Below are 21,987 nucleotides of genomic sequence, written 5' to 3' on the forward strand. Positions count from 1 at the left end.
GACAATAAAAACACTTTGTAATTATTTAAAGATTAGTTTGGTGGAACTTATGGATTTTGAGTAAAATATGAATACATTAAAGTATATGCTAAAAGTCTATGTTTAAATGCATATTTTTTTAATATGCCTATTTTTTTGTTCTTCTTGTAATATTGATAATGTTAATCTTCCTTTTAATATATCTTTGATTATTGAACCAGGTTTATCAAATTCTTTTAATTTTAAATATAGCTGTATATCCTCCTCTTTTATTCGAGAAAATTTCACAGTTATTATTGATCTTTTTACCATACTTTTTACTCCTTTTCTAATATTATTTGAAAAAAATCACTTTATTTAACGATTATAATGTAGATAGTAAAATATATAAAATTTACAATGAGGAATTTTATGAAAAAAAGAATAATAGTTATTATTTTCTCATATTTACCATAGTAGGAACTGTATTTGGATTTGCATTAAAAATATCCCAATAGGCTTATGTTTAGGTGTTGTTATTGGTATTGCATTAGATTACCAAAAAAAGATGCTGGCTAATACTCCAGCATCTACATTTATTATACATTTTAAATTTATATTTCTTAGGTATTTTACCGTATTATCTATTTTCATTTCTAGGATGCATTTTAAGTTTATCTAAATCAATAATAATACCTGCTTCAATCAATAAATCTAAACCTACTAACCCATTAATTCCCTCATAATCTATATTAGAAAAGTCTATATCTTTATTTTTAAATTCTATATTTTCTAGCTTTATAAGATCAATATGCTTAACAAATGATACCTCTGTTCCTCCAATTCCTTGACATACAATTAATTCATCGTCTGGTTCTACTCTTATATTTATTTCCTCAACAACTTCACTAACTATAAGAGTCCTTGCACAACCTGTATCTATCACCATATTATCTATTACCTTACTTACACCATTGTATGTTATTTATATCGAAGTAAATAATAAACCGTCTCTAAATTCAATATTCATATTTTAAAGTACTCTCCTAAGCTCTATTCTTCTTCTAACTGTAAGTTCTATACTATCATTTTTAGTATGATATATTATTGTATTATCTTTGCAATTCACTAATTCTCTTGTAGCATTATCATCATTGACTGATTCTATAATAGCCATATCGTCAACAATTTTTTTATCTCCTTGCATATGACTTTTTAAAATTTCTAATTTAACAAATTGATTAGGAAATAATTTTCTTACCTCATTCCATGTCATAATAATTCCCTCCTATATTTATATACTATAATTATATTACTATTAGAAAACCTACTCAATCTATTTAAAACTTCCTACCATGAATTTCTTGGTGGCATTTTCTACATAGCACTTGCAATTCTGAATCTAATTCTTTTGTAAAATGATCATATGAAAGATGATGAACATGTAAATTTCTTTTAGCTCCACATTTAGCACATTGATAATTTCCAAGCATAAGCGCTCTAGCACGCCTTCTACGCCATTTTGAACTATGTATATAGTTTTCATACCTTTCACGTCTTGTAGGCTGATATGGAGGTGTTTTAAATCCTATAATTATAGCTATAATTACTAATACCAATATTAGTATTAGAAAAGCTATAGCTACTACCCAATCATTAATCATTTTTTATCCTCATTAGATGGAATATATATTATGGTGAACATGGTGGATTTATATTAGCTAAGTATGTTAATAAATTTAAACAATAAACAAAAAATTAAATCTTTAACAAAATATACTTTATATATGTATATTTTGTTATTTATATACTTTTTTTAAATTTTATGTTATAATTAGTTTAAATTTGATATTATTGTAATATTTAATTTAAGAAAAGAATGTATTATGGAACAATTATATTATTCCTTAAAAGAAATGTTCTATGAAAAAAATTTGATTTATTCATTTTCGAGTAATGAAAGATTAAACATATTAAGTAAACATTGAATTAATATTGTAAATGAATCTACTAACATAGATAGATGGCTTAATATTAAAGCCTTGTAAACAAAGATATTTTAACTGAAAAATTAAATATAGAGGGTTTATCTATAGAAAAATTTAACTTTTCAATGAAGTTGATGATATGATGAAATTTTTCTTAAATGAAAAATAGAAACATTATTAAATTTATAATTCCTTTAATAATAGATAAAAAGAGATTTAAATATACTATCCAAATAACAGGAGAATTATATGAATAGTAGAATAAAATACATCTTAAATATACTATTACCTACACTATTTATATGGATTCTTGGGTATTGTATTTCAAAACAATATAATACCCCAATAACCCAAATAATACTTTTACCTATTTTCACTGTAATACTATACTATATTTTTATATTCTTTCATGAATTTATGCATTTTATTACAGCAAGAATATTAAATATAGAAGTTAAAGGTTTTTGCTGTAAACAAATTAATATATATATAATAATAGATATAGCATAACCTTAAAAAAAACATCTTCAACCTCATATGATGGGTGCACTTATATTAAATGCGATATGATAAAAAATGAAAATGATCTTATAAATTTTAGGAATAAAATTTTACTTGTATCACTTTCAGCTCCAATAACTAATTATCTAGTTACATTAATATTATTATATTTAAATTATTCTAATAATTATCAAAATATCTTGGTATATATATCAATAATTATTTCCATTATCTTAACTGTAAGTGCAACAATTGGAGATATATATACCACTTATCAATATATGACAAATCGTGATTTCTTGATTAATATGCTATTAGATACTGATATTATATCAAATTCTTATAATCATTCTGATGCAAAAGAATATTTACAAAAAGAGCTAATTAAATCTATTAACATATTAAAGAATAAAAAAATAAATACAAATGATAGATATAAGCTTATTGGTTATAAAAAATTACTATACTTATGTATTATAGGTGAAATTAAGGAACTAGATTTAGAATTATTCATTAACATGAAAAATAAAATTTTATCATTTGGTGAAAACAGTAAACTAAGCAATTTAGATGAAGTTTTAAAATCCAATATATTAGTTTACTCAGTATTATTTTATAAATTTATTTTAGAACAACCATTAGAAGGTGAAAAATTAAAAGAATTTTGCTTTAAAAATAAGCTAATAAAAAAAAGTGATATTAAAGTCTTAAATAATATTAAAACTTTAAATGATATTGATATGGAGGAAAAGATTTGAAAAATAACTGTTAATGAAGATAATTTAAAATATATAAAGGAACATAAACTAAAAAGTAGATAAATTTTTTAAAGAGCAGTATATTCAATTTATTAACAAAATTCTTAATATGTATAATCTTAATACTCCTTTTGTTTTTTTTGATATAGAAGCTAATTATAAAAAAGATATAATTCCTAATAATATAAAAACAAAAGATGGAACTATAGGAATTGTACTAATATTACTAGCTTTAAAATATAGAAATAAAACTCTTTGTGATTATGCATTTATGCTTAACTAAAAATAAATTTAAAGGAGTTGCAAATGATTCTAAAAAAAATAAAAGAATATAAATTTACATGTTCTCTACTTATTTTTATATCATGGTGGATTATAATGTATAGTATAGGAAGCATATGGAGCTGTATATCCAGTGACTATTCTAGTTATATGATGGGATATTATATATCAGCAATAATAGTAACTTATATAATATATGTTATATTTATTCCAATTACATTTAATATTAATGTAAAATTATATTTCAATAAAGTAGGGCTTAAACTTAATAATGAAGTGTTAATATTATCAATATTTCTAGTATTATCAATGATAATTGGCTTTTCATTAAGGTCCCCAATTGCTTTAAGTAAAGACCATAAAGCATGGTTATATTTATTACAACCTCCTATGGTAGAAGAACTATTATTTAGAGGAATAATTCCTTATTTATTATATTCCAAGTATAAAAATAAAATATTTGCATTTATAATTTCTTCAATATTATTTTCAGGAATTCATATTTTATTAGGTATAAATGCAATTATATATGCTTTATTACTAGGTTCTATACTCTTAATGATAAGAATTCAATGTACAAGTATCATTCCACCTATGATAATTCATTATATTATTAATTCTCATGGAACTTATGCTTGGGTTTTATGCTCTGGAGTTTTAATAATTTATGAAATTTATTATATAAAAAATAAGTGTAAAACAGCTAAACTACTAGATTCTTTTATATCTTAAATAATAAAATTTAAAGAATTTTGTAAAAGCAATAAAAATTATACCCAAAAAGATCTTGTAAGCATAGCAATGTTGGAGTATATGCAAAAATATAAGTAAATAAGTAAACTAGAGAACTTTTATGTTCTCTTTTTTTAATTTATTTATAGATTCTCTTTTGTTTTATTATCTAACAATAACTTTAACTCTTTAAAGCTATTAACAAACTGTTTTTTAGAAAAAGATATATTTTTTAAGATTGCCCTACCCTTAAATATACTTTTATCCTTGAAAATTACCCCTTCAGTACCCTTTTTCCAGTTTATTACTTTCAAACTTTTATTTACTTCTTTTTCATCTTTTAAAAGTACATGAGGAATATAAAGTATTATACTTATGTCCCCAACTTTAATAGTTAAATAATATAAACAATAAAAATTCCTAATTAAATCATATTCACACTTATCACAGTGGTAAATTTCTCTAAAATTATTTTCATGATATAAAAAAGAAATTAATTCTTTAGCATTGCTCATTTCAAATTCGTTCTGATGGATTTCACACATTTTTAAATTATTAAGTTTATGCCTAATCTTAGGTCTAAAAAATTCAATTGTTACTTTATCAGTTTTTAATAAAAGTTTGGCTATTTTTAGTTTTAAATCATAAAAAGTTCTTACTAAAACTAAATATTCATTTTTCTTCTCCAAATCTTTTGTTATTGCTATTTTGTTTTTATAATATTCAGCACATTTAGTCAGCCAAATAGCTGTTTTTGCTAATTCTAAAATTAAACTATCCTCTGTATTTCCATTTTCTCTTAAATTATTAATTTCTTTATCAAGTTCTCTTATAACTTCATCTTTCATTTTATCTGTCTTAGACATAGTTTTTCCTCCTTTTTAGTTTATTTCCTAATCATTATTAACTCCAGCCTAAAAGTTGCTCTTCAAGCTTATCACAATCATATTGTTTTTGAGTAAAGTTAGCAGTAGTACAAGCAACAGCAGGTTCAATAGTACCAATTTCATAATCATCATCAGAAGTATCCCAACCTAAAAGCTGTGCTTCTAACTTATCATAGTCATATTGTCTTTGAGTAAAGTTAGCAAAAGTAGATTGTTTAGTATTGCTGTTTTTAGACATAACTGTATTATTGTTTAATATAGACGTTTGTTTTGTTACCCAATTATTTTTTAAAGCAGATATTAAAGCACCAACAAAGTTTCTACAAGACATATTTTTAACTATATTAAGTTTTTCTAATAAGTATTCAAAAGATATTTTACGCATTTTTATCAAATCTAAAATTCTGTTATAAGCATTAAGATCATCATTAAAATTTTCTTTTAATAACTCTAAAGTATTATTATCAACAACAAACTCATCTGCTATATTTCCAGGAGTCTCTTTTATAACAGTTTTCTTTATTTTATCTAGTATGCTATTTGTAGTTGTTGTATTTGTATCTTTTTTAGTTATAGTTTTATTTATTTGTTTGTTGTTCTTTTGTTTGCCCATTTGAGAGCATAGCCCCCTTTCCTTTTTGGTAGCAACCCCTATGCTTTCATTTTGGCAAAGGTCATTAGAAGAATTAGATTGTTGTTTTAAAGATTCAAAATGATTCTTTACATAATTAACAAATTCAAAATATTTTTCACCTAAAGCAATACAACTATAAGTACCAGCACTACCATTTTCTTTTAAATCGGTTTTCTTTATTCTGATAAGTTTCTTTATAACTAATCCAACCTTCTCCATCTTTTTAAATCTAGCACCTATAGTTTTTGTACCTATTCCAAAAAATGATAATTCTTTTTCAAAAGCTGAGTAATTAGCCCAATAGTATTTTATGTCACCTTCTAAATGGTAAGTCATTTTACCTGATTTTCTAATATTCTCAAACATTCTTAAAATAGCTAAATCTTTTATATCTAATCCTAACTCTATTGCCTTATCTACGCTAAATCCCTTTTCTATTCTTAAAAATTCTTTATTCATTTACTTATCCACCTTTCTCTTTTTGGATAAATAAAAAAGTTCTAATCCCTATAAAATAACTATAAAGATTAGAACTTAGAAACCTTTTTACAAATTATACTTTATAAATATTTAATAGACTTTAAAAAAGTAGAATAAATCTATTGAAATAAGAGTATAATTAATGTATAATTAAGCTATATTAAAACTAAGGATTAGTTTTATTTAATAGCGTTAATTAAAAGTTTCGTTAATCCAAACTTTATAGATATCCGTTTCATATCTATAACTTAATTTATAAAATGTTTCCTACGCATTTTATAAACGGGTTAATGGAACTTTTTTATTTATATAAAATTTTCTTAAATTAAAATTCTTAATTAATTTATATTGTAAAAACTAGAATTTAATTCTAACTAATGTTTAAATTTCTTGCTTATATATTATCATTTTTTTTCAAGATATGCAACATAAAATTTCTTTGGAATATAGATATCATGCCGAATTGAGGTAATATAATTATTATTATATTACCTCAACTTTTCTAAAAATGCTTACAAATGGCTTTATTGCTATATAGTTAAAATTTAACAACTGGTTAAAAAAAGCAAAAAAAAATTTTATAATTTTTTATATTATAAATATAAATATTAAATTAGAACAAAAATTAAGATACAAAAAAAATAAACTAACTAGCTACTCTAGAGCTAGTCTTCTATTTTATAAAAGTATCATTTAAACTATTTTTAAAAATATTTAATATAAAAATATCAAAATAAAATGATATATAGTTTAAATGACTATTAATTAAAAGTGTTAAATAAACTACTGTTATTTTGACATATTATCATTCTAAAGTAAATATATCTAAGTTCTAAATTTATTACTTGCCTATTAACTTTATTTTTATAACACCTGTGGAAAACAAAAAGATTTTATTTATTATTATTCTTACGCTCCTCAAAATTAGTGAGCGTGTTTTATATAAAGCTGTTGTCCAAAAATGACCGATAGCTATTAATCAAAAAGAATAGCAGATAATAAAAACACTCGCTTAAATTAGCGAGCCTTATCACTCATATTGTCTTTAACCAATAAATTATAAAAACATATACCAAAGTGTCACAAAATCGTGAGGATATATTTAGAATCATGCAGAATTATAAAAAACATATAGGGGGGTATAACTCTAGGAAAAAGAATTCTTTTTAAAAGTCGCTCCAGTAGGTTTCTTTTCACAAAATTCTAAAAAATAATAAAGAGGGGATAATAATATTTAATTTCTGATAAACATTGATATCTATTAGCACAAATCTATTAAAAACATTTATAAAAAGCAAATAATAGTGTTGATTTTCTCGTCAATTTTGTTGAAAAATACTGCAATCTTTATGCATATTTGTTATAATACCTTTGTTTATATTTGTAGAAAAGGTTTAAACTAATACATAATTTACATAATTAAAATTTTAGTGATATATAATAATTTAATATAACAATAAAACCTGTGAAAGATAGCTAAAGCTATTTTCTTTTCCACAGGTAAAAAAACTTATATTATTTTATTATAATAAAAACATATATTTTATAAATATATATTTATTTATATATATATATAAGGAAAAATGACACAACACGAACATTAATCTATCCCAGTCATATCAATGCTTTGAGTGAGTTTTTCTATGCATAAGAAATACACTCAATTCTTATGCACTTTTTTGCATAAAAAAATAGCCTATGTACGGGTAATACATAAGCTATAAATTTTATATTAAATTTCTAATTTAATTGATGAGATTATGTTCTGTTTTCTATTATTGCGACTAATAGAATAAATCATTTTTAGGTGCTTATCTAAGCTAGTTGGTGTTAGTTTAGATAAGTTTTTTTCTTTTTGTAAATACTTTAATAACTCTAATTTAAATTTATTTGTTAAGTAGACTAATATTTCTTTACCTTTAGTTTTATTGATGTAATTTCTTATCTCATAAACTATTAACATATCTTTATTTATTGCTTTTAATTTTCTATCTTTGTTATAGAGTGAGTTATAATTAATATAATTTATTTATATCACATTTATTATCTGTATTTAAAACTATATTTTCTTTAATTGTACAATCAAACATAAATATTTCCGATGGAATTAAAATGATTTTTTTTCTAATTTCTCTATCATTAAAGCATGTTTAATTGCTGTTCCTCCAACATCTAGTACTAAATATTTCATAATATACAACTCCCCCTCTGTTAGATATTAGTTATTTTTTTTGTCTGGCTTAGATTCAATTACACTACTATCATCATTGAGTTTCATTTTACCTATAACACAAATTAACATTGCTATAATTATGAATACAATACAGCAAGGAAATATTAAAAATGCGTTATTGCTTATCAATTCACCAGCTACAAGATTTCCTATAATTTGTGGTATGCACAAAAATACATTATTTATCCCCATATATTCACCTAATCTCTCTTTAGGAGCAACAGCTGGAATCAATGCAAAAAACACTACACTAAACATAGCGGAAGCTAATCCATAAATTAATGTAAATGCCCATAACATACTTATGTTCATAACAAACGCCCCTACAATAAATCCTATAAGCCAAACTGTACAAGATAAAAACAAAATTAATTGTTTATTATATCTATCACATAATTTTCCTATAAATATTGAAAAAATAAGACTCATTAATGTCATACCAATCAATGCAGTACTAATTTCATTACTTGTAAATCCATTCATTTTTTCATAATATCTTATCCAATATGGCATTATAAATCCACAAGATAAGTATAAAAAGAATGCTGTCATAAATACTTTCATTGCAGACTTATTCTTTATAAAATCAAAACTCAATTTTGATGTGGATTTTACTAAACGGCTACTATCTTCTTTTACATTAACGACTGTTATTATATTAGTTACTATTACTACAACAGCTGACACAATAAGAGGCAACGCCGGATTCATATTAAATAAAATAACGCCAATTCCAAATACTATAATTCCACCAATACCACTAAAAGCATTTCTAAATCCTGTTGCAAGTCCAATTTCATTTTTTTCAACAGCTTCTGGCACCCATGCATAATAAGCTCCTTGATAAAAATTCATTGATAAATAAAATAAAAATGCAAAAATAAACATTTCAAAATAAAAAGAAGAAAAACCCAATAAAAACAAGAAAATAGCTCCTGCTAAAGACCCTATCAAAACAAATGGTTTTCTCTTACCTACTCTATCACTTAAAATTCCAGATACGTATGGTGCAAAAATCCCTGTAACCGATGCCATAGCAACCAAAATTCCTAATAAAAAAGATGATTTAGTTACAAGTGCTACCAACAAAGGCACTACTGTGCTATTCATATTCCAAGCAAGTCCTAAACCAATAGCAGGTAATGAAATTAATATAGGTGCTAATTTACTATTGCTTTTTTTTATTTCCATAAAAATTACACTTCCCTAAATATATTTAATAATAATCATTATTTAAACGTTTAAATTAAATTATAAATTAATTATATACCTTTCCTGTTTCTAATAAAAATACTATATGTCTTATTTACTATCTTTCAATAGAAACAAATTCTTCTATCTTAAATTTCCTAACTTTTTTTTCTTATTATACTATAAAAGCCTTTTTAAAAACGTTTGTTGTAAAGAGTATAATAAAATTTATATGTATATTTTCACTATTTCAATACCTAATAATACTTAATTTAAAAAAGACTATCTAAAATATTTTTTTTAGATAGTCTTAAATTTATTGTTCTAAAGCTATTTGTATTAATTCTTCAATATTGCTTATAGCTTTAACTTCTATATCCTTAAGTCCTGTAGGTATTTGTTTCTCATTATCTTTTGGAACAGTTACAAGTTTTATTCCTTTTCTTCTTGCTCCATAAATTTTTTCAAATATTCCACTAACAGGTTTTATATGACCTCTTAATGATATTTCACCAGTTACAGCTAAATCTTTCTTACCTCCTTGATATATTGGATCATGAACTGAACCTAAAAGAGGATTAGTTATTTCTCTTGGGTCCCATCTTAGAGGTGTTCCATTAACCTCTATAAATTTAGAATCTGCATCAAAAGGTGTTGCTTTAAACTCTTTAGCCATTTCTAATGCAATTCTTGCTGCAGTTGTTTTTCCAACCCCTGGAGGTCCATAAAGTATAATATGTTGAGGATATGGTGATACAAACTTTGATAATAAAGATTTTATTCTCTTATATTTTCTCTTCTCTTATACTCTTCTTTAGAAATTATGGTTTTCATCTCTTTTTGTTCTTCTTCTGTTACTTCTAAAAGATTTATTAAAGTTTCGTTCTTGTATTTATAATTTTTATTTTGGTCTTTATATACTGTTTCTGCTGACCTAGTAGCCCTTATAACTTCTTTTTCACCTAATGTCTGTCTAAATATACTATTTACTTCTAAAGTATCATGCAATGCCTTTTCTATGTCTTCAGTAAAATAACATGAATAATATCTATATAGAAATAATATAAGTTCCCTATGACCTTTTAAATCATACTCTCTTAACTCACATAGCTTTATTATGTCCTGTAGCCTTGCATAATAAAGACTTCTTTCTCTGCAGACAAATACACCTTTTTAGGTCTTCCTCTCTTTTTAAGTGCCTTCTCGCTTAATTCTGACATATATTTGTTTTGTATTTCTCTCAAATCATATAAATAATTATATTCATCTATTATTTTTACTTCAGTATTCGTTTTAGAATTAATACTTCCTGGCACTCTTAATATTCTTGTTGCATCTAGTGCTTGTCTATCTGCTCCAAATTATTTCAACGTTTTATAAAAATAATAAAATTACGAAATGTTTCAACTCGATATACGCCATTTTAAGAGATCTTAATTCTATATGATATTAATATTAATAGGTATAATCTATTTTATATAGTACATTCAATAAGTTAAGCTCTTTTTACAAATACATAATTTATATAAAATTTAAGTGTTATAATTCCTAAGCCTTATCTTTGGGGAAATCAGTTAATTTAATATTAATATATTTTTATTACATATTATTTTTTTTCAATAATTCATCTTCAATTTGTTCAAGTGATTTACCACGAGTTTCTGGAACAAATTTCATTACGAACGGAATAGCTAGGAAAGAAAATACAGTAAAGATTGCAAATGGTCCACCTATGTTATCATGAAAGAAAACAAGAATTGATAAGAAAAATTGTGTTACTAAGAAATTTCCTATCCAGTTTGCTGCAGATCCAAAAGAAGATCCTACTCCACGAATGTTTAATGGGAACATTTCTGCAATAAGTATCCAACATATTGGCCCCCATGAAACAGCAAATCCAAAAATATAGATTGCAATAAGTATAATTGTGAATATAGCGGCTGTTTCAATATTTACTGTATAGTTAATAATAGTTATTATCCCAAGTGAGAATCCCATTACTAATGCTCCCCATATTAAAAGCTTTTTACGTGGGAACTTGTCCATAATTTTAGTAGCTAAAATTGTTGATAAGAAATTCACTGTACCTATGCCTACAGAAATCCAAATAGATATACTATCTGAAAGATGAAAACCTTTAATGAAGACTTGTGGTAGATAATATATAACAGAATTAATTCCTACTAATTGTTGAAAAAACATAAGGCCAATAGCAGCTATAAGAGGTGCTTTACCTATAGTAAATAACTCTTTAATTCCACCTTTATGTGCTTTTGCATCAGCATTTTCTATATCTTGAAGTTCACTATTTATTTGTTCAGAAGTGTATTCCGGTCTTAATCTAATTAGTACTTTATGTGATAGTTCTTTTTTTCCTGCACGAACAAGATAACGAGGTGATTCAGGAAGAATTAAGCTACCCATAAACAATGCTAAAGCAGGTATTACAGCTGTTCCAAGCATCCATCTCCAGTCTGACCACCCCAAAATATTATGACCAAGGAAAGCTATATTAATGAAATATGCAACCAAAATTCCCAAAGTAATCATAAGTTGAAAAAGTGTTTGTAATGATCCACGTCTTTCTGTAGGTGCAAGTTCTGCTAAATAAGCTGGAGTTAATGCAGATGCAGAACCAACAGCTAAACCTAAAATAATTCTAGCTAATATCATAATTCCAAAGTCAGGTGCAAAAGCTGACATTAATGCTCCAATAATAAAAAATATTGATGCCATAAATAAAAGAGGTTTACGACCAAATCTATCGGCTAATCCACCAACTCCTAAAGCTCCTATACAAGAACCAATAAGAACCGCAGAAGTTACAAAACTAGTTTCAGTAATTGTTAATCGTAATGATGATTCAATAAGTGATGATGCACCAGAAATAACACCGGTATCAAAACCAAATAATAGCCCACCAAGTGCTCCAATGATAAATATAATATTGCTGTTTAATGAACGAGTGTGTTGAGTCATCATAATTAAATTTCTCCTTTCATGTTTCATTAATATTTTTTTATTTTTAATAAAATTTAATTAGAAAACGTTTTCTGATAACGCTTTCAATATATATTATACTTATATTAATTAGTAAATCAAATGAAAAAATTACCAATGCGACTTTTAAAAAATTTTTTATACATTTTACTCTTACTTCACAAATAAAAATATCTCCACATTTTACTAATAACATCTAAATATTAATAAAATATAAAATTTTAAGTATAATTCTAATTTAATATTACATAATAACAAAGCCTTTACTACTTCCTCCTCCACCTAGAAAAAGATACAAAATACCCTATAATACAAGGGCTGAAAAAAATGAGGGTAGATTTTTTCTTATATATATTTTATACTTAAACAAAAAGAATGAACTTATAAAAGTCCATTCTTTTTCATGTAAGTTATATGTCTCTCAAGTGTTTTTTGTACAATATTTAATTTTTGAGAGATTTCTTTATTTTTAAAGCCTTCTTCTCTAAGACTTTTTATATTTCTCTTTAGCTTCTTTACTATTATATGCTTTATTGTTTCTTTCTCTTTTCCTACGCCTATATTCATCTTTAGAAATTATAGTTAACATTTCTTTTTGTTCTATATCTGATATTTCTAAAAGATTTATTAAAGTTTCATTTTTATATTTATAGTCTTTATTCTCTTTTTTAAATACTGTTTCTGCTGACTTAGTAGCTCTCGTAACCTCTTTTTCAGCTAATGGTTGCTTAAACATACTATTTAATTCCAAAGTATCATACAATGCCTTTTCTATATCTTCAGTAAAATAACATGAATAATATCTATACAAGAACAATATTAATTCCCTATGACCTTTTAAATCATATTCTCTTAATTCACATAGCTTTATTATGTCCATAATCCTTGCATAATAAAGACCTCTTTCTCTAAAGATGTATTTTACCTTTTTAGGTCTACCTCGTCTTACAAGTGCCTTCTCGCTTAATTCAGGCATATATTCGCTTTGAATCTCTCTTAGCTCATAAAAATAATCATAATTATCGATTATTTTTACCTCTGTATGTGTCTTTGAATTAAAACTTCCTGGCACTCTTAATATTCTTGTTGCGTCTAATGCTTGTCTATTTGCTCCAAACTCTTTTAATGTTTTATAAAAATATTCTTCAACTGCTTTCCAAAGAGGTAAAGCCATACTAGGTACTTTTTTATAAGCCATATTAAATATAAACCCCTTCCACTATCAATAATAAAATTAGGAATTGGTATAGATTGTTTAAAATGATTTTCATTTAGATTTATTAAAATTTGTTCTTTTGTAAAATCTGTTTTATACGTATCTAAATCTATAAATAATGCATTAAGTTCTTTAATACATTCTATCCTTCTATAAGTCTTATAAAACGATTTAGAGTGATATATATTATCCTCATCAAACTTTAATTCAATTAAGTCTTTATACTTATAATGCCATTGCTTAATATCCTTAATCAGATATTTTAGCTTTAGTTACCCACACATCGCTATTTTCATGAATTATATTTATATATTTAATACTTGGAGATAGACTTCCTTTATTTTCTTGGTTTAAAGCTAATGTCAATTTTCTCTCTCACATCCTTTTATTAGTCAAATTACAGCATAATTTTCTTTTTAGAGTTTTATTATTTGCATATAATTTAAGCTAGTACATAGATTAACATTACATTCATTAATATTAGATTATTAAATAATTGTAAATTATGTCACCAAAGTTATATAAAAACTCTCTATCCCTTTATACTTTATTTATATAAAGATAAATTATATTATTTTTAAATATAGAAAATAAGTGAGATTTAAATGGATAACACTATTGTTAATCAAGGATTTTATAAATTAAACAACAAAATATTGAAATTCAATATTTCTAAAAACAAAGAAGAAATATTATTTAATCATTACATAATGCAAAAAGAGAATATTCAAAGAATTAAAAATGAATTACCTAAAGGACAATTTTATCTGACTATTAGAACCGTCTGTAATGATTTAGAAGTAACTTATGGCAAGGCTAGGCATTTAATAAACACCTTTGAAAAGCTTGATATTATCACACTTGTTAAAGCTGGGGGAAAGAACAGAACACCATCAATATATCTATATAATTCTTTCATAAATAACGACACTGTAAACAACACTGTTAATAGCACTGCTGACAACAATGTAAAACTTAGTGATATTAATACTTTAGAGAATATAAATAATACTGTTTATAACACTGTTAACGACACTGCTTACAACACATCTAAAAAAGAAATACTAAAAAGAAATATTAAAAATAATAATATATCTAAAGATATATATGTATCAAATAACATTGATACTATTAAAGAAAGATGGAACTCTTTAAATATTTCAAATATAGTTAACATAAAAGGAAAGAGATTAAAACTATTAAATGCAAGAATAAAAGAATATGGTTTAGGCTCTGTTTTTGCAGCAATAGAAAATATTAAGAAATCAGATTTTTTAAAAGGCCAAAACAATAAAAACTGGATTATTAATTTTGATTGGTTTATACGCCCTAATAACTTCATAAAAGTTTTGGAGGGTAATTATACTAATAGAATAGCAAAAGGACAACAGAAGGTGTTACAACCTTTAGAAAGAATATATGAATGATAAAAATATATATTTATATATATGTTCTATTAAAATAACTTAAAATATTTATTATATTTTTTCTTTTATCTAAAATAATTTTTGTAGTGATATTATATTTATCACTACATATTTTTATTATTTAATTTTACTAAACTAGTTTATTTTCAATAACTTTTTCTATTAATTTTAGAATATATCAAGCTTATAGCTACTTTATATAATCCCCCCTTTAGTATTTTTTAGAATTTTGTAAAAGTAAATCTATTGGCGCGACTTTCAAGAGAAAGGCTAAATCCTAAAACGTAGCCCCCTATATTCAGTTAAATCTTTTTCTTCACAAGTAATGAATCATGGTAAAATATATATAGTTTTGATTAAGTTTTATACACGTATTCACAATGATTTTAAATTGCATTTGATGAACCTTCTTAATTTTGAAAAAGTTTAAATCTATTCAGGTATTAATGATTACTTGGTTAAAAAAGTTTTTATATATAATAACATCATTAATGGAATTAACTAATAATAGTTAAATACTATATAATATAGAGTTTTGCATAAATTTTGGTGCAAAATTTTATTTATTACTTAAGTTAAATGTTTGAATTTATAGTAGATAAGGGCGATAATGATTGTATAAATATAGAGAAAGAAGGTATATTTTATGAGATGTTTAATTTGTGAAAGAATTAATATGATTAAACAAGGAAATAATCCTTATTTTGTTAAAGAACTAGAAACAGGTTATGTGGTGATTGGGGATTATCAACATTTTTATGGGTATACGTTGTTTTTATGTAAACAACATGTTACAGAACTACATAATTTATCATATGAGTTCAAAATTAAGTATCTTGAGGAAATGAGTCTTGTAGCAGAAGCTGTTTATACTGCATTTAAGCCTGAAAAAATGAACTATGAATTATTAGGAAATGGAGATACTCATGTACATTGGCATTTATTTCCTAGAGTCACAGGAGATACACCAATAAAAGGACCTGTATGGTGGTTGCCAAAGGAAGAGATGTGGGATGATTCTAAAAGACCAAATAATGAAGAACTTAGTTTTATGATAAATAGATTAAAAATGGAAATAGATAATTTAATGAAATAAACTTAATTAAGAAGAGAATGTGATAAGGCTACTAGTGGACATATATTTGTTACATTAGGAAAATTATTTGTTAAAGTAAGAAAAAGGAATGTATTAAAAAAATGACAATAGTATTTTATTTTGTGAAATTAAATGATTATCAGATAAGTGTATACTTTGATAAAAAATCTAAAAGTCGTGGGCAAATCCATACAAATGTACAATAAAGTGAATAATAAAGCCATTTTTCAAATTAGAAAACAGATTTTTTATAGAATGAAAGAATATGGTTTTATTGAGAAAAATAGATTATAAAAAATAGTTAGTGAAGTACATGTTTTTTAGGAAATTTTTCTTTTTATAGTTGTATACATGTTTAAATAAGTTATATAGAGATTTTTCTCTTCACAGGTTTATACAATGGTTAAGTTATAACTTTAGATGTTCATCTCATGAACTTTTGAAAATAAAGAGGTAGAAGTATTTGAATTTGAAGGAAAGATATTATTTAATCCAAGACATATTGGAGAATGCTTAGGAATTTTCCAAAGTACTGTTAGTGATCACATCTGTAGCATGAATGACAAACAAGTTATTACCTTAAAAAATTTAGATGTTGATATTATCTACTTTAGAAAATTAGCTAATAGATGTGAAATATAATAGCAAGATACTATAAATCTGCCATACAGTCGATTTGATATGGATTTAGATACAAAAATCATAGCAAGATTATAGCAAGATTTATCTAGGCTTTTATAAATTATTTTATTACCTATCAGCGATAAAAAAGCTTGTAGTAAAAAGAGGATATATATTGTTTTTTTATTATAATAAAATATTATGGCTTTTATTTAAATCAAAATTAGAAATTCATTTAATAATTTGACCTTTTTAAATAAATTTTATTTGTATACATCTTTGAAAACCTGTAAACAAGCCATTTAAACTCCCAACTTCGGAAAATCTACGTTTCTGAAGTTATAAGTTCTATGATTAAAAATTGTTCTTGCTTTTATAATACAATATAATATTATATTTAACAGGGAGTGTAACACTGCCCTTAATGGTTTGCTTATAATAGCTTTATTATCGTTATTTTTATTGTGAGTTTGATGATTAGTGCGAATAATCCATCAAGCTCTTTTATTTTGATACCTGTGGAAAAGAAAAAAGATTATTTTTATTTTTCAGTTCTTGAATTGAAAATAATAAATATCATTTATTGTTAATATCTATTTTAAACGATGTATACGCTTCGTAGGAAGGTTTTTAATATATTTATATAGAATATCTATTCTCTCACACAAAAACCTCTTAGAAATGATTTTAAAAGTGTTAGAATTAATTTTATAGTTTTTATTATTTTATCTTATATTTAATTTTAATCCATTTAAAAACAGGTGTACTTTTTTGTACACCTACACTATTGTTTTCTATTACTAAATCAACGTCAGTTGATACATATATATCTTTAGATATATTATTATTTTTAATATTTCTTTTTTAGATGTATCACTTACAGTATAATTTACAGTATCGCTTTTATATAGATAAACTAAAATTTTTTAAAAACCGAAAATTCTCCATAAATAACTCCAATAATAAGACCTTTTCAAAATCTTTTCTAAAATATTCCTCCTATTTTTTATAAAAGTTTCAGCATGTCATAAATTTAAATAGTATTATAAACATGTATACGCCTTTTTGAGAGGTTTTAAATTCAATTAGATAATTATTCATATTAGAATAAAGTTTAAAACAGATTAAAATTGATTTTAATCTTATTTAAGTTATAAACAAAAAAGATGTAGTTTTTTACTACACCTTATCACTTTGTATACATCAATTTAAATATGTATCACTAAAATTTTAACTATGTATTAATTTATACATTTTCTATAAATATAAACAAAGGTATTATAACAAACATGTATAAAGATTGCAGTATTTTTCAATAAAATTGACGAGAAAAGCAACACTATTATTTGTTTTTATAAATGTTTTTAATAGATTTATGCTAATAAATATCTGCATTTATCAGAATTTAGATATTATTTAATCCTCGTTTTAGCATTTTTTAGGATTTTATGAAAGAAATCTACTGGCGCGACTTTTAATATAAAAGCTTGTTTTTTAACATGTCCCCTCTATGTATATATTCAAAATATATTGATATCAACATTCGCTAATTTTAGCGAGATATCCAAAAAGTATATTAAATAGATAGCTTGTTATAAGCATTTTGTGATTATGGAATATTTTTGAGTTACTCTTAATAGCTGCCATAATTAATTTCACTATAAGTATTACTTTACTAGGTTTTTATTTGTAATTTTAACCAATCATAACTTTATGAAGCCTTTGATATAATCAATGTTTTTGCTTTATCTGTTACTATTTTTACCCCCCTTTCATGAGTTTTGGGAAATTTGCGAAAAGAAACCTACTGGAGCGACTTTTTAAATATTAGCCTAAATTTTTAGACCTACCCCCCTACCTTTTCAAAATCCATGTTTTAAACTATTTTTAACTACACATAACTTTGGCAGCATAATGTGCTATACCCATACAACCAATTAGCCACACAGCAACTCCACTCATTATTAATGGCATATAATCATCTTCTTTCTTTCTATTCTCTATACCTTTTAATCAATACCTTTAATTCATGTTGTATTTCCTCTTTATTACTTAGATATTTTCTGTGAACTTTCTGATGACAACTTTCACATAAAGAAATTAGATTATCTTTATCAAATCTTTTTAACCAATTATCTTTTAATTCTTCTATGTGATGTATTGTACCTGAGTTATTCAATTCATTCTTTTCTAAGCACATAAGACATAAATTATTATCTAAACCTCTTATAATATCTCTTACCCTTAACCATTCCTTAGAACTATAAAACTTTTGTTCCTTAGTATCTTTTCTATCTTTCTTATAAATACTATGTCTAATTCCTATCTTAGCCTTACAGCTATTACAGTATCTTTCTTTAATATCTATAAGATTTCTATTGCATAATTTACAAAACTTTTTCATTTTTCCCCTTGTATTTTCCATAAAAAAGTTTATTATTAAAATAAACAATTTCATTTTTTGCTATAAATTCAAAAAAGCCTGTAATAAACAGGCTCTTTTTTTATACTTCAATCTTTTTATTGTTTTGTTGTTTAGGCTACAAAACACGCATTTACGTAAAAAAATAAAGAGTAACAAAATATTACTCTCTACATTTAAATATAATTATCTTTATTCTTAAACCAGAGCAACCGAGGGGCGTTATAATGGTGTCTCTTAATTTAAATACAACTATTGTTATTCTTAAACGGGCATTTATTTAGGGAATAACCAAATTATCAACGCATTTAAATACAACTATTGTTATTCTTAAACCTTATTTTATAAACTGTATAGCTTTTAGTAAGACAGCATTTAAATACAACTATTGTTATTCTTAAACAATAAATAAAATACTAAGCTTCTAAACTTAGTATATTTAAATACAACTATTGTTATTCTTAAACGTATATGCATTATATCAATAAAATATACGTTTCGTTATTTAAATACAACTATTGTTATTCTTAAACCCTCAGCTTTATATTGAATCATCTCAATAAGCCTTATTTAAATACAACTATTGTTATTCTTAAACCACAGTAAAATAGCCATTTGTATTTAAATAAATTTCTATGAATTCTTTTAAAATAGCCATTTATTAATTAAATTACCAGCTAATTTTACATTTTAAAAAATAGCCTTATTACTATGTTTTCTAAAATTACTTGGTAAATTATTAAATTATTAAATAACAATATTGTATTCTTGTACACGCCCATTAAAATGTTTTGCACAAGGCTTTTACCTATTTAATACAGGAGCGTTTGGTAGAGAGTTACTGCAAGGGACTCCTTATTTATAATAATTTGTTTTAACAGCACTTCTCACCTTTAGGCAGCTAAATCTACCTTTATTATAAATATAATGTAACATTTTTCCATAGGAATTGCAATATTTAATATTGTTTTTTTACTTGTTCTTCTATAATTTTTTCTATATCAGGAATAGCAATATTCTTACTTGCGTTAACATCAGCATTGTCCTTATAATTACATACTGTACAAGAAAAACTTTCTTGAGTCTTTCTATTTTCTTTATCTATATTCCCACATTTACTACATCTTTGAGATGTATATTTAGGATTAATAAAATATACTCTTATTCCATTTTCCTCAGCTTTATACTTAATTTTTTGTTGAAGGTCATAGTAACTCCAATTTTTAAGTAAGCTTTCCTGTTGTTGTTCACTAAATCCACTTAAATCCTCCATTTGAATTAATCCTACTCTATATTTAATAGCTACATCAACAATGTATCTAGAAACCTTATGATTATAAGTATCTCTAAAATTATTATATTTTCTTCCCATGTAATTAGCTTTTTCCATTTTAGTTTTATAGCCATGACCTCTATTATTATCACTTGCCCACTTACTAGCAATAGATAAAGCTTTTCTTCTAGACTCTAATTTTGTCTATAATGCATAAGTTCTGTTCCATCTATACATGTATCTTTAAAGCTCATTTTTATATATTCATATTTAGAAGCATCATATATACTTAAAGTAGCTACTTTAGATACTCCAAGATCAATTCCCATTACTAAATTCTCATTTGTTTTAATCTCTTCTAGGTTAAAGGAAAAACTAATAGTTGCCATCCACTTTTTCTTTTTTTGATTATAGCTAATTTGCATAGCTCCTTGTTTATAACTTTTCCAACAACCTTCTAATAATACTTTTTTCACTTGAACCCAATTTAGGAAATAAAAAATTAACTCTTTTAATTCCCAATTCTTTTTGTTTAGGAAGATTAAAAAATCCTATTTCTGCACCTAATCCTTTTGGGTGTTTCGATAATGTTATAAGCATTATTATGTATAATTATTGGATTAGTTCTTTTAAAAGTAGTTAGAGATACATTTCCCTTTAAAAGTCCTGCTTTTTTATCATTTTTATATCTATTAACTACAAATTGCCTTGTCTGTGCAACGTTATTTGATAAAGCTCCAGGCATATATTCATTCATTCTATTCTCTATCCATGCCGCAAAACTTTTACCATATAATTTCTTATCATCACTTCTTGGCAAATCAGTTTCTTTAATTATAAAGTTTTGCATATCATTCTCATACATATAGCTTATAGCTCTATTACACGCTAAATAACTAATATTGCAAATCCCTCAATTCTTTATAAAAGTCTACTTCTTTAAGTATATGTTTACTACTATATTCAATCGCAACTTGTACACATTTTGTTGTCATTCTATACACACTCCATAATAAAAAATAATATTATTATAAAAGTTTCTACAAATTCTAACTATAATCCTTTAAATATTTAAAATATAAATAACTAAATTGAAATTATAAGACAACCTAATAACATTAAATTTTATATTTTTTAATACACATAAAGACATTAAAAACATAACATAATACTAATTGTGTTTACTTTTCTAAACTCTCACAAACATATATAATAATGCATGTTAGAAGCTGTTTTAAAATATAAAACTAACATAGGCTCAATATGTTACTTTTAATAGATTTTAAAA

General features: G+C 24.5%; 20 protein-coding genes, 2 pseudogenes and 1 CRISPR repeat array. Of the genes and pseudogenes, 6 read left to right on the forward strand and 16 right to left on the reverse strand.

All coding sequences use genetic code 11. The features are described from left to right. Positions 1 to 102: 102 nt before the first annotated feature. The 4 genes from DR020_RS11805 to DR020_RS11820 form a co-directional block, all read right to left on the reverse strand. Entirely contained in the window at positions 103 to 291 is a 189-nt protein-coding gene (locus tag DR020_RS11805; RefSeq protein WP_112366071.1) for a hypothetical protein, read from the reverse strand. Positions 292 to 598: 307 nt separating this feature from the next. Further along, positions 599 to 943 carry an aspartyl protease family protein gene (locus DR020_RS11810; protein WP_265327750.1) on the reverse strand — a complete coding sequence of 115 codons (345 nt, stop codon included), beginning with the start codon at positions 941 to 943 and terminating at the stop codon, positions 599 to 601. A 48-nt stretch (positions 944 to 991) separates the two neighbouring features. Beyond that, positions 992 to 1,234, reverse strand: coding sequence for a hypothetical protein (locus DR020_RS11815; RefSeq protein WP_112366072.1), 243 nt, complete (start codon positions 1,232 to 1,234; stop codon positions 992 to 994). 64 nt (positions 1,235 to 1,298) lie between these two features. Next, positions 1,299 to 1,622: a hypothetical protein gene (locus DR020_RS11820; RefSeq protein ID WP_112366073.1), complete on the reverse strand. Its 324-nt coding sequence runs from the start codon at positions 1,620 to 1,622 to the stop codon at positions 1,299 to 1,301. A gap of 573 nt (positions 1,623 to 2,195) precedes the next feature. On the opposite strand from DR020_RS11820, the gene DR020_RS11825 reads away from it, so the two are divergent. The 4 genes from DR020_RS11825 (at position 2,196) to DR020_RS11835 (ending at position 4,219) form a co-directional block, all read left to right on the forward strand. Continuing rightward, positions 2,196 to 2,456, forward strand: coding sequence for a hypothetical protein (locus DR020_RS11825; RefSeq protein WP_112366074.1), 261 nt, complete (start codon positions 2,196 to 2,198; stop codon positions 2,454 to 2,456). A 56-nt stretch (positions 2,457 to 2,512) separates the two neighbouring features. Beyond that, positions 2,513 to 3,205 (forward strand): hypothetical protein, encoded by a 693-nt coding sequence (locus DR020_RS11830; protein ID WP_112366075.1) that lies wholly within the window; start codon positions 2,513 to 2,515, stop codon positions 3,203 to 3,205. Positions 3,206 to 3,314: 109 nt separating this feature from the next. After that, positions 3,315 to 3,488: a hypothetical protein gene (locus DR020_RS12315; protein ID WP_160110483.1), complete on the forward strand. Its 174-nt coding sequence runs from the start codon at positions 3,315 to 3,317 to the stop codon at positions 3,486 to 3,488. A gap of 23 nt (positions 3,489 to 3,511) precedes the next feature. Further along, entirely contained in the window at positions 3,512 to 4,219 is a 708-nt protein-coding gene (locus DR020_RS11835) for a CPBP family intramembrane glutamic endopeptidase (RefSeq protein WP_112366076.1), read from the forward strand. 143 nt (positions 4,220 to 4,362) lie between these two features. Here the strand turns inward: DR020_RS11835 and DR020_RS11840 are convergent, their stop codons facing one another. The 8 genes and pseudogenes from DR020_RS11840 to DR020_RS12550 all read right to left on the reverse strand — a co-directional run bounded on the left by DR020_RS11840 (position 4,363) and on the right by DR020_RS12550 (position 13,842). Continuing rightward, positions 4,363 to 5,085, reverse strand: coding sequence for a hypothetical protein (locus DR020_RS11840; protein WP_112366077.1), 723 nt, complete (start codon positions 5,083 to 5,085; stop codon positions 4,363 to 4,365). Positions 5,086 to 5,122: 37 nt separating this feature from the next. Then, positions 5,123 to 6,199, reverse strand: a complete 1,077-nt coding sequence (locus DR020_RS11845; RefSeq protein WP_112366078.1) for a hypothetical protein — start codon at positions 6,197 to 6,199, stop codon at positions 5,123 to 5,125. Positions 6,200 to 8,438: 2,239 nt separating this feature from the next. After that, a complete protein-coding gene (locus tag DR020_RS11850) occupies positions 8,439 to 9,644 on the reverse strand; it encodes an MFS transporter (RefSeq protein ID WP_235865706.1) in 1,206 nt (401 codons plus the stop codon). A gap of 316 nt (positions 9,645 to 9,960) precedes the next feature. Then, a pseudogene (locus DR020_RS12535) lies at positions 9,961 to 10,431 on the reverse strand (S16 family serine protease); the annotation flags it as partial. Beyond that, positions 10,422 to 10,652, reverse strand: coding sequence for a hypothetical protein (locus DR020_RS12540; protein ID WP_235865707.1), 231 nt, complete (start codon positions 10,650 to 10,652; stop codon positions 10,422 to 10,424). The gene DR020_RS12540 and the pseudogene DR020_RS12535, both read right to left, overlap by 10 nt. A gap of 107 nt (positions 10,653 to 10,759) precedes the next feature. Then, positions 10,760 to 10,960, reverse strand: a complete 201-nt coding sequence (locus tag DR020_RS12545) for a hypothetical protein (RefSeq protein ID WP_235865708.1) — start codon at positions 10,958 to 10,960, stop codon at positions 10,760 to 10,762. Positions 10,961 to 11,243: 283 nt separating this feature from the next. Further along, the gene (locus tag DR020_RS11865) at positions 11,244 to 12,626 is read right to left on the reverse strand and encodes a sugar porter family MFS transporter (protein ID WP_207655896.1); all 1,383 of its coding nucleotides are present in this window, start codon (positions 12,624 to 12,626) and stop codon (positions 11,244 to 11,246) included. 502 nt (positions 12,627 to 13,128) lie between these two features. Continuing rightward, positions 13,129 to 13,842 (reverse strand): hypothetical protein, encoded by a 714-nt coding sequence (locus DR020_RS12550; protein ID WP_235865709.1) that lies wholly within the window; start codon positions 13,840 to 13,842, stop codon positions 13,129 to 13,131. Between the two features lie 623 nt (positions 13,843 to 14,465). On the opposite strand from DR020_RS12550, the gene DR020_RS11875 reads away from it, so the two are divergent. Next, positions 14,466 to 15,287 (forward strand): hypothetical protein, encoded by an 822-nt coding sequence (locus tag DR020_RS11875; protein ID WP_112366081.1) that lies wholly within the window; start codon positions 14,466 to 14,468, stop codon positions 15,285 to 15,287. Positions 15,288 to 15,933: 646 nt separating this feature from the next. Then, positions 15,934 to 16,383, forward strand: coding sequence for an HIT family protein (locus tag DR020_RS11880; protein WP_112366082.1), 450 nt, complete (start codon positions 15,934 to 15,936; stop codon positions 16,381 to 16,383). A 2,614-nt stretch (positions 16,384 to 18,997) separates the two neighbouring features. Here DR020_RS11880 and DR020_RS11885 read toward each other — a convergent pair. The 4 genes and pseudogenes from DR020_RS11885 to DR020_RS11900 form a co-directional block, all read right to left on the reverse strand. Then, positions 18,998 to 19,429, reverse strand: a complete 432-nt coding sequence (locus DR020_RS11885; RefSeq protein ID WP_235865702.1) for an HNH endonuclease signature motif containing protein — start codon at positions 19,427 to 19,429, stop codon at positions 18,998 to 19,000. A gap of 171 nt (positions 19,430 to 19,600) precedes the next feature. Continuing rightward, positions 19,601 to 20,024: a CRISPR direct-repeat array (repeat unit 30 nt; unit sequence ATTTAAATACAACTATTGTTATTCTTAAAC). Positions 20,025 to 20,384: 360 nt separating this feature from the next. After that, positions 20,385 to 20,873: pseudogene (locus DR020_RS11890) on the reverse strand (RNA-guided endonuclease TnpB family protein); the annotation flags it as partial. 20 nt (positions 20,874 to 20,893) lie between these two features. Beyond that, positions 20,894 to 21,175 (reverse strand): hypothetical protein, encoded by a 282-nt coding sequence (locus DR020_RS11895; protein WP_112366084.1) that lies wholly within the window; start codon positions 21,173 to 21,175, stop codon positions 20,894 to 20,896. 65 nt (positions 21,176 to 21,240) lie between these two features. Beyond that, entirely contained in the window at positions 21,241 to 21,549 is a 309-nt protein-coding gene (locus DR020_RS11900; RefSeq protein ID WP_112366085.1) for a hypothetical protein, read from the reverse strand. Between the last annotated feature and the right edge of the window lie 438 nt (positions 21,550 to 21,987).

Source organism: Sarcina ventriculi (assembly GCF_900456775.1).
Lineage (GTDB): Bacteria > Bacillota > Clostridia > Clostridiales > Clostridiaceae > Sarcina > Sarcina ventriculi.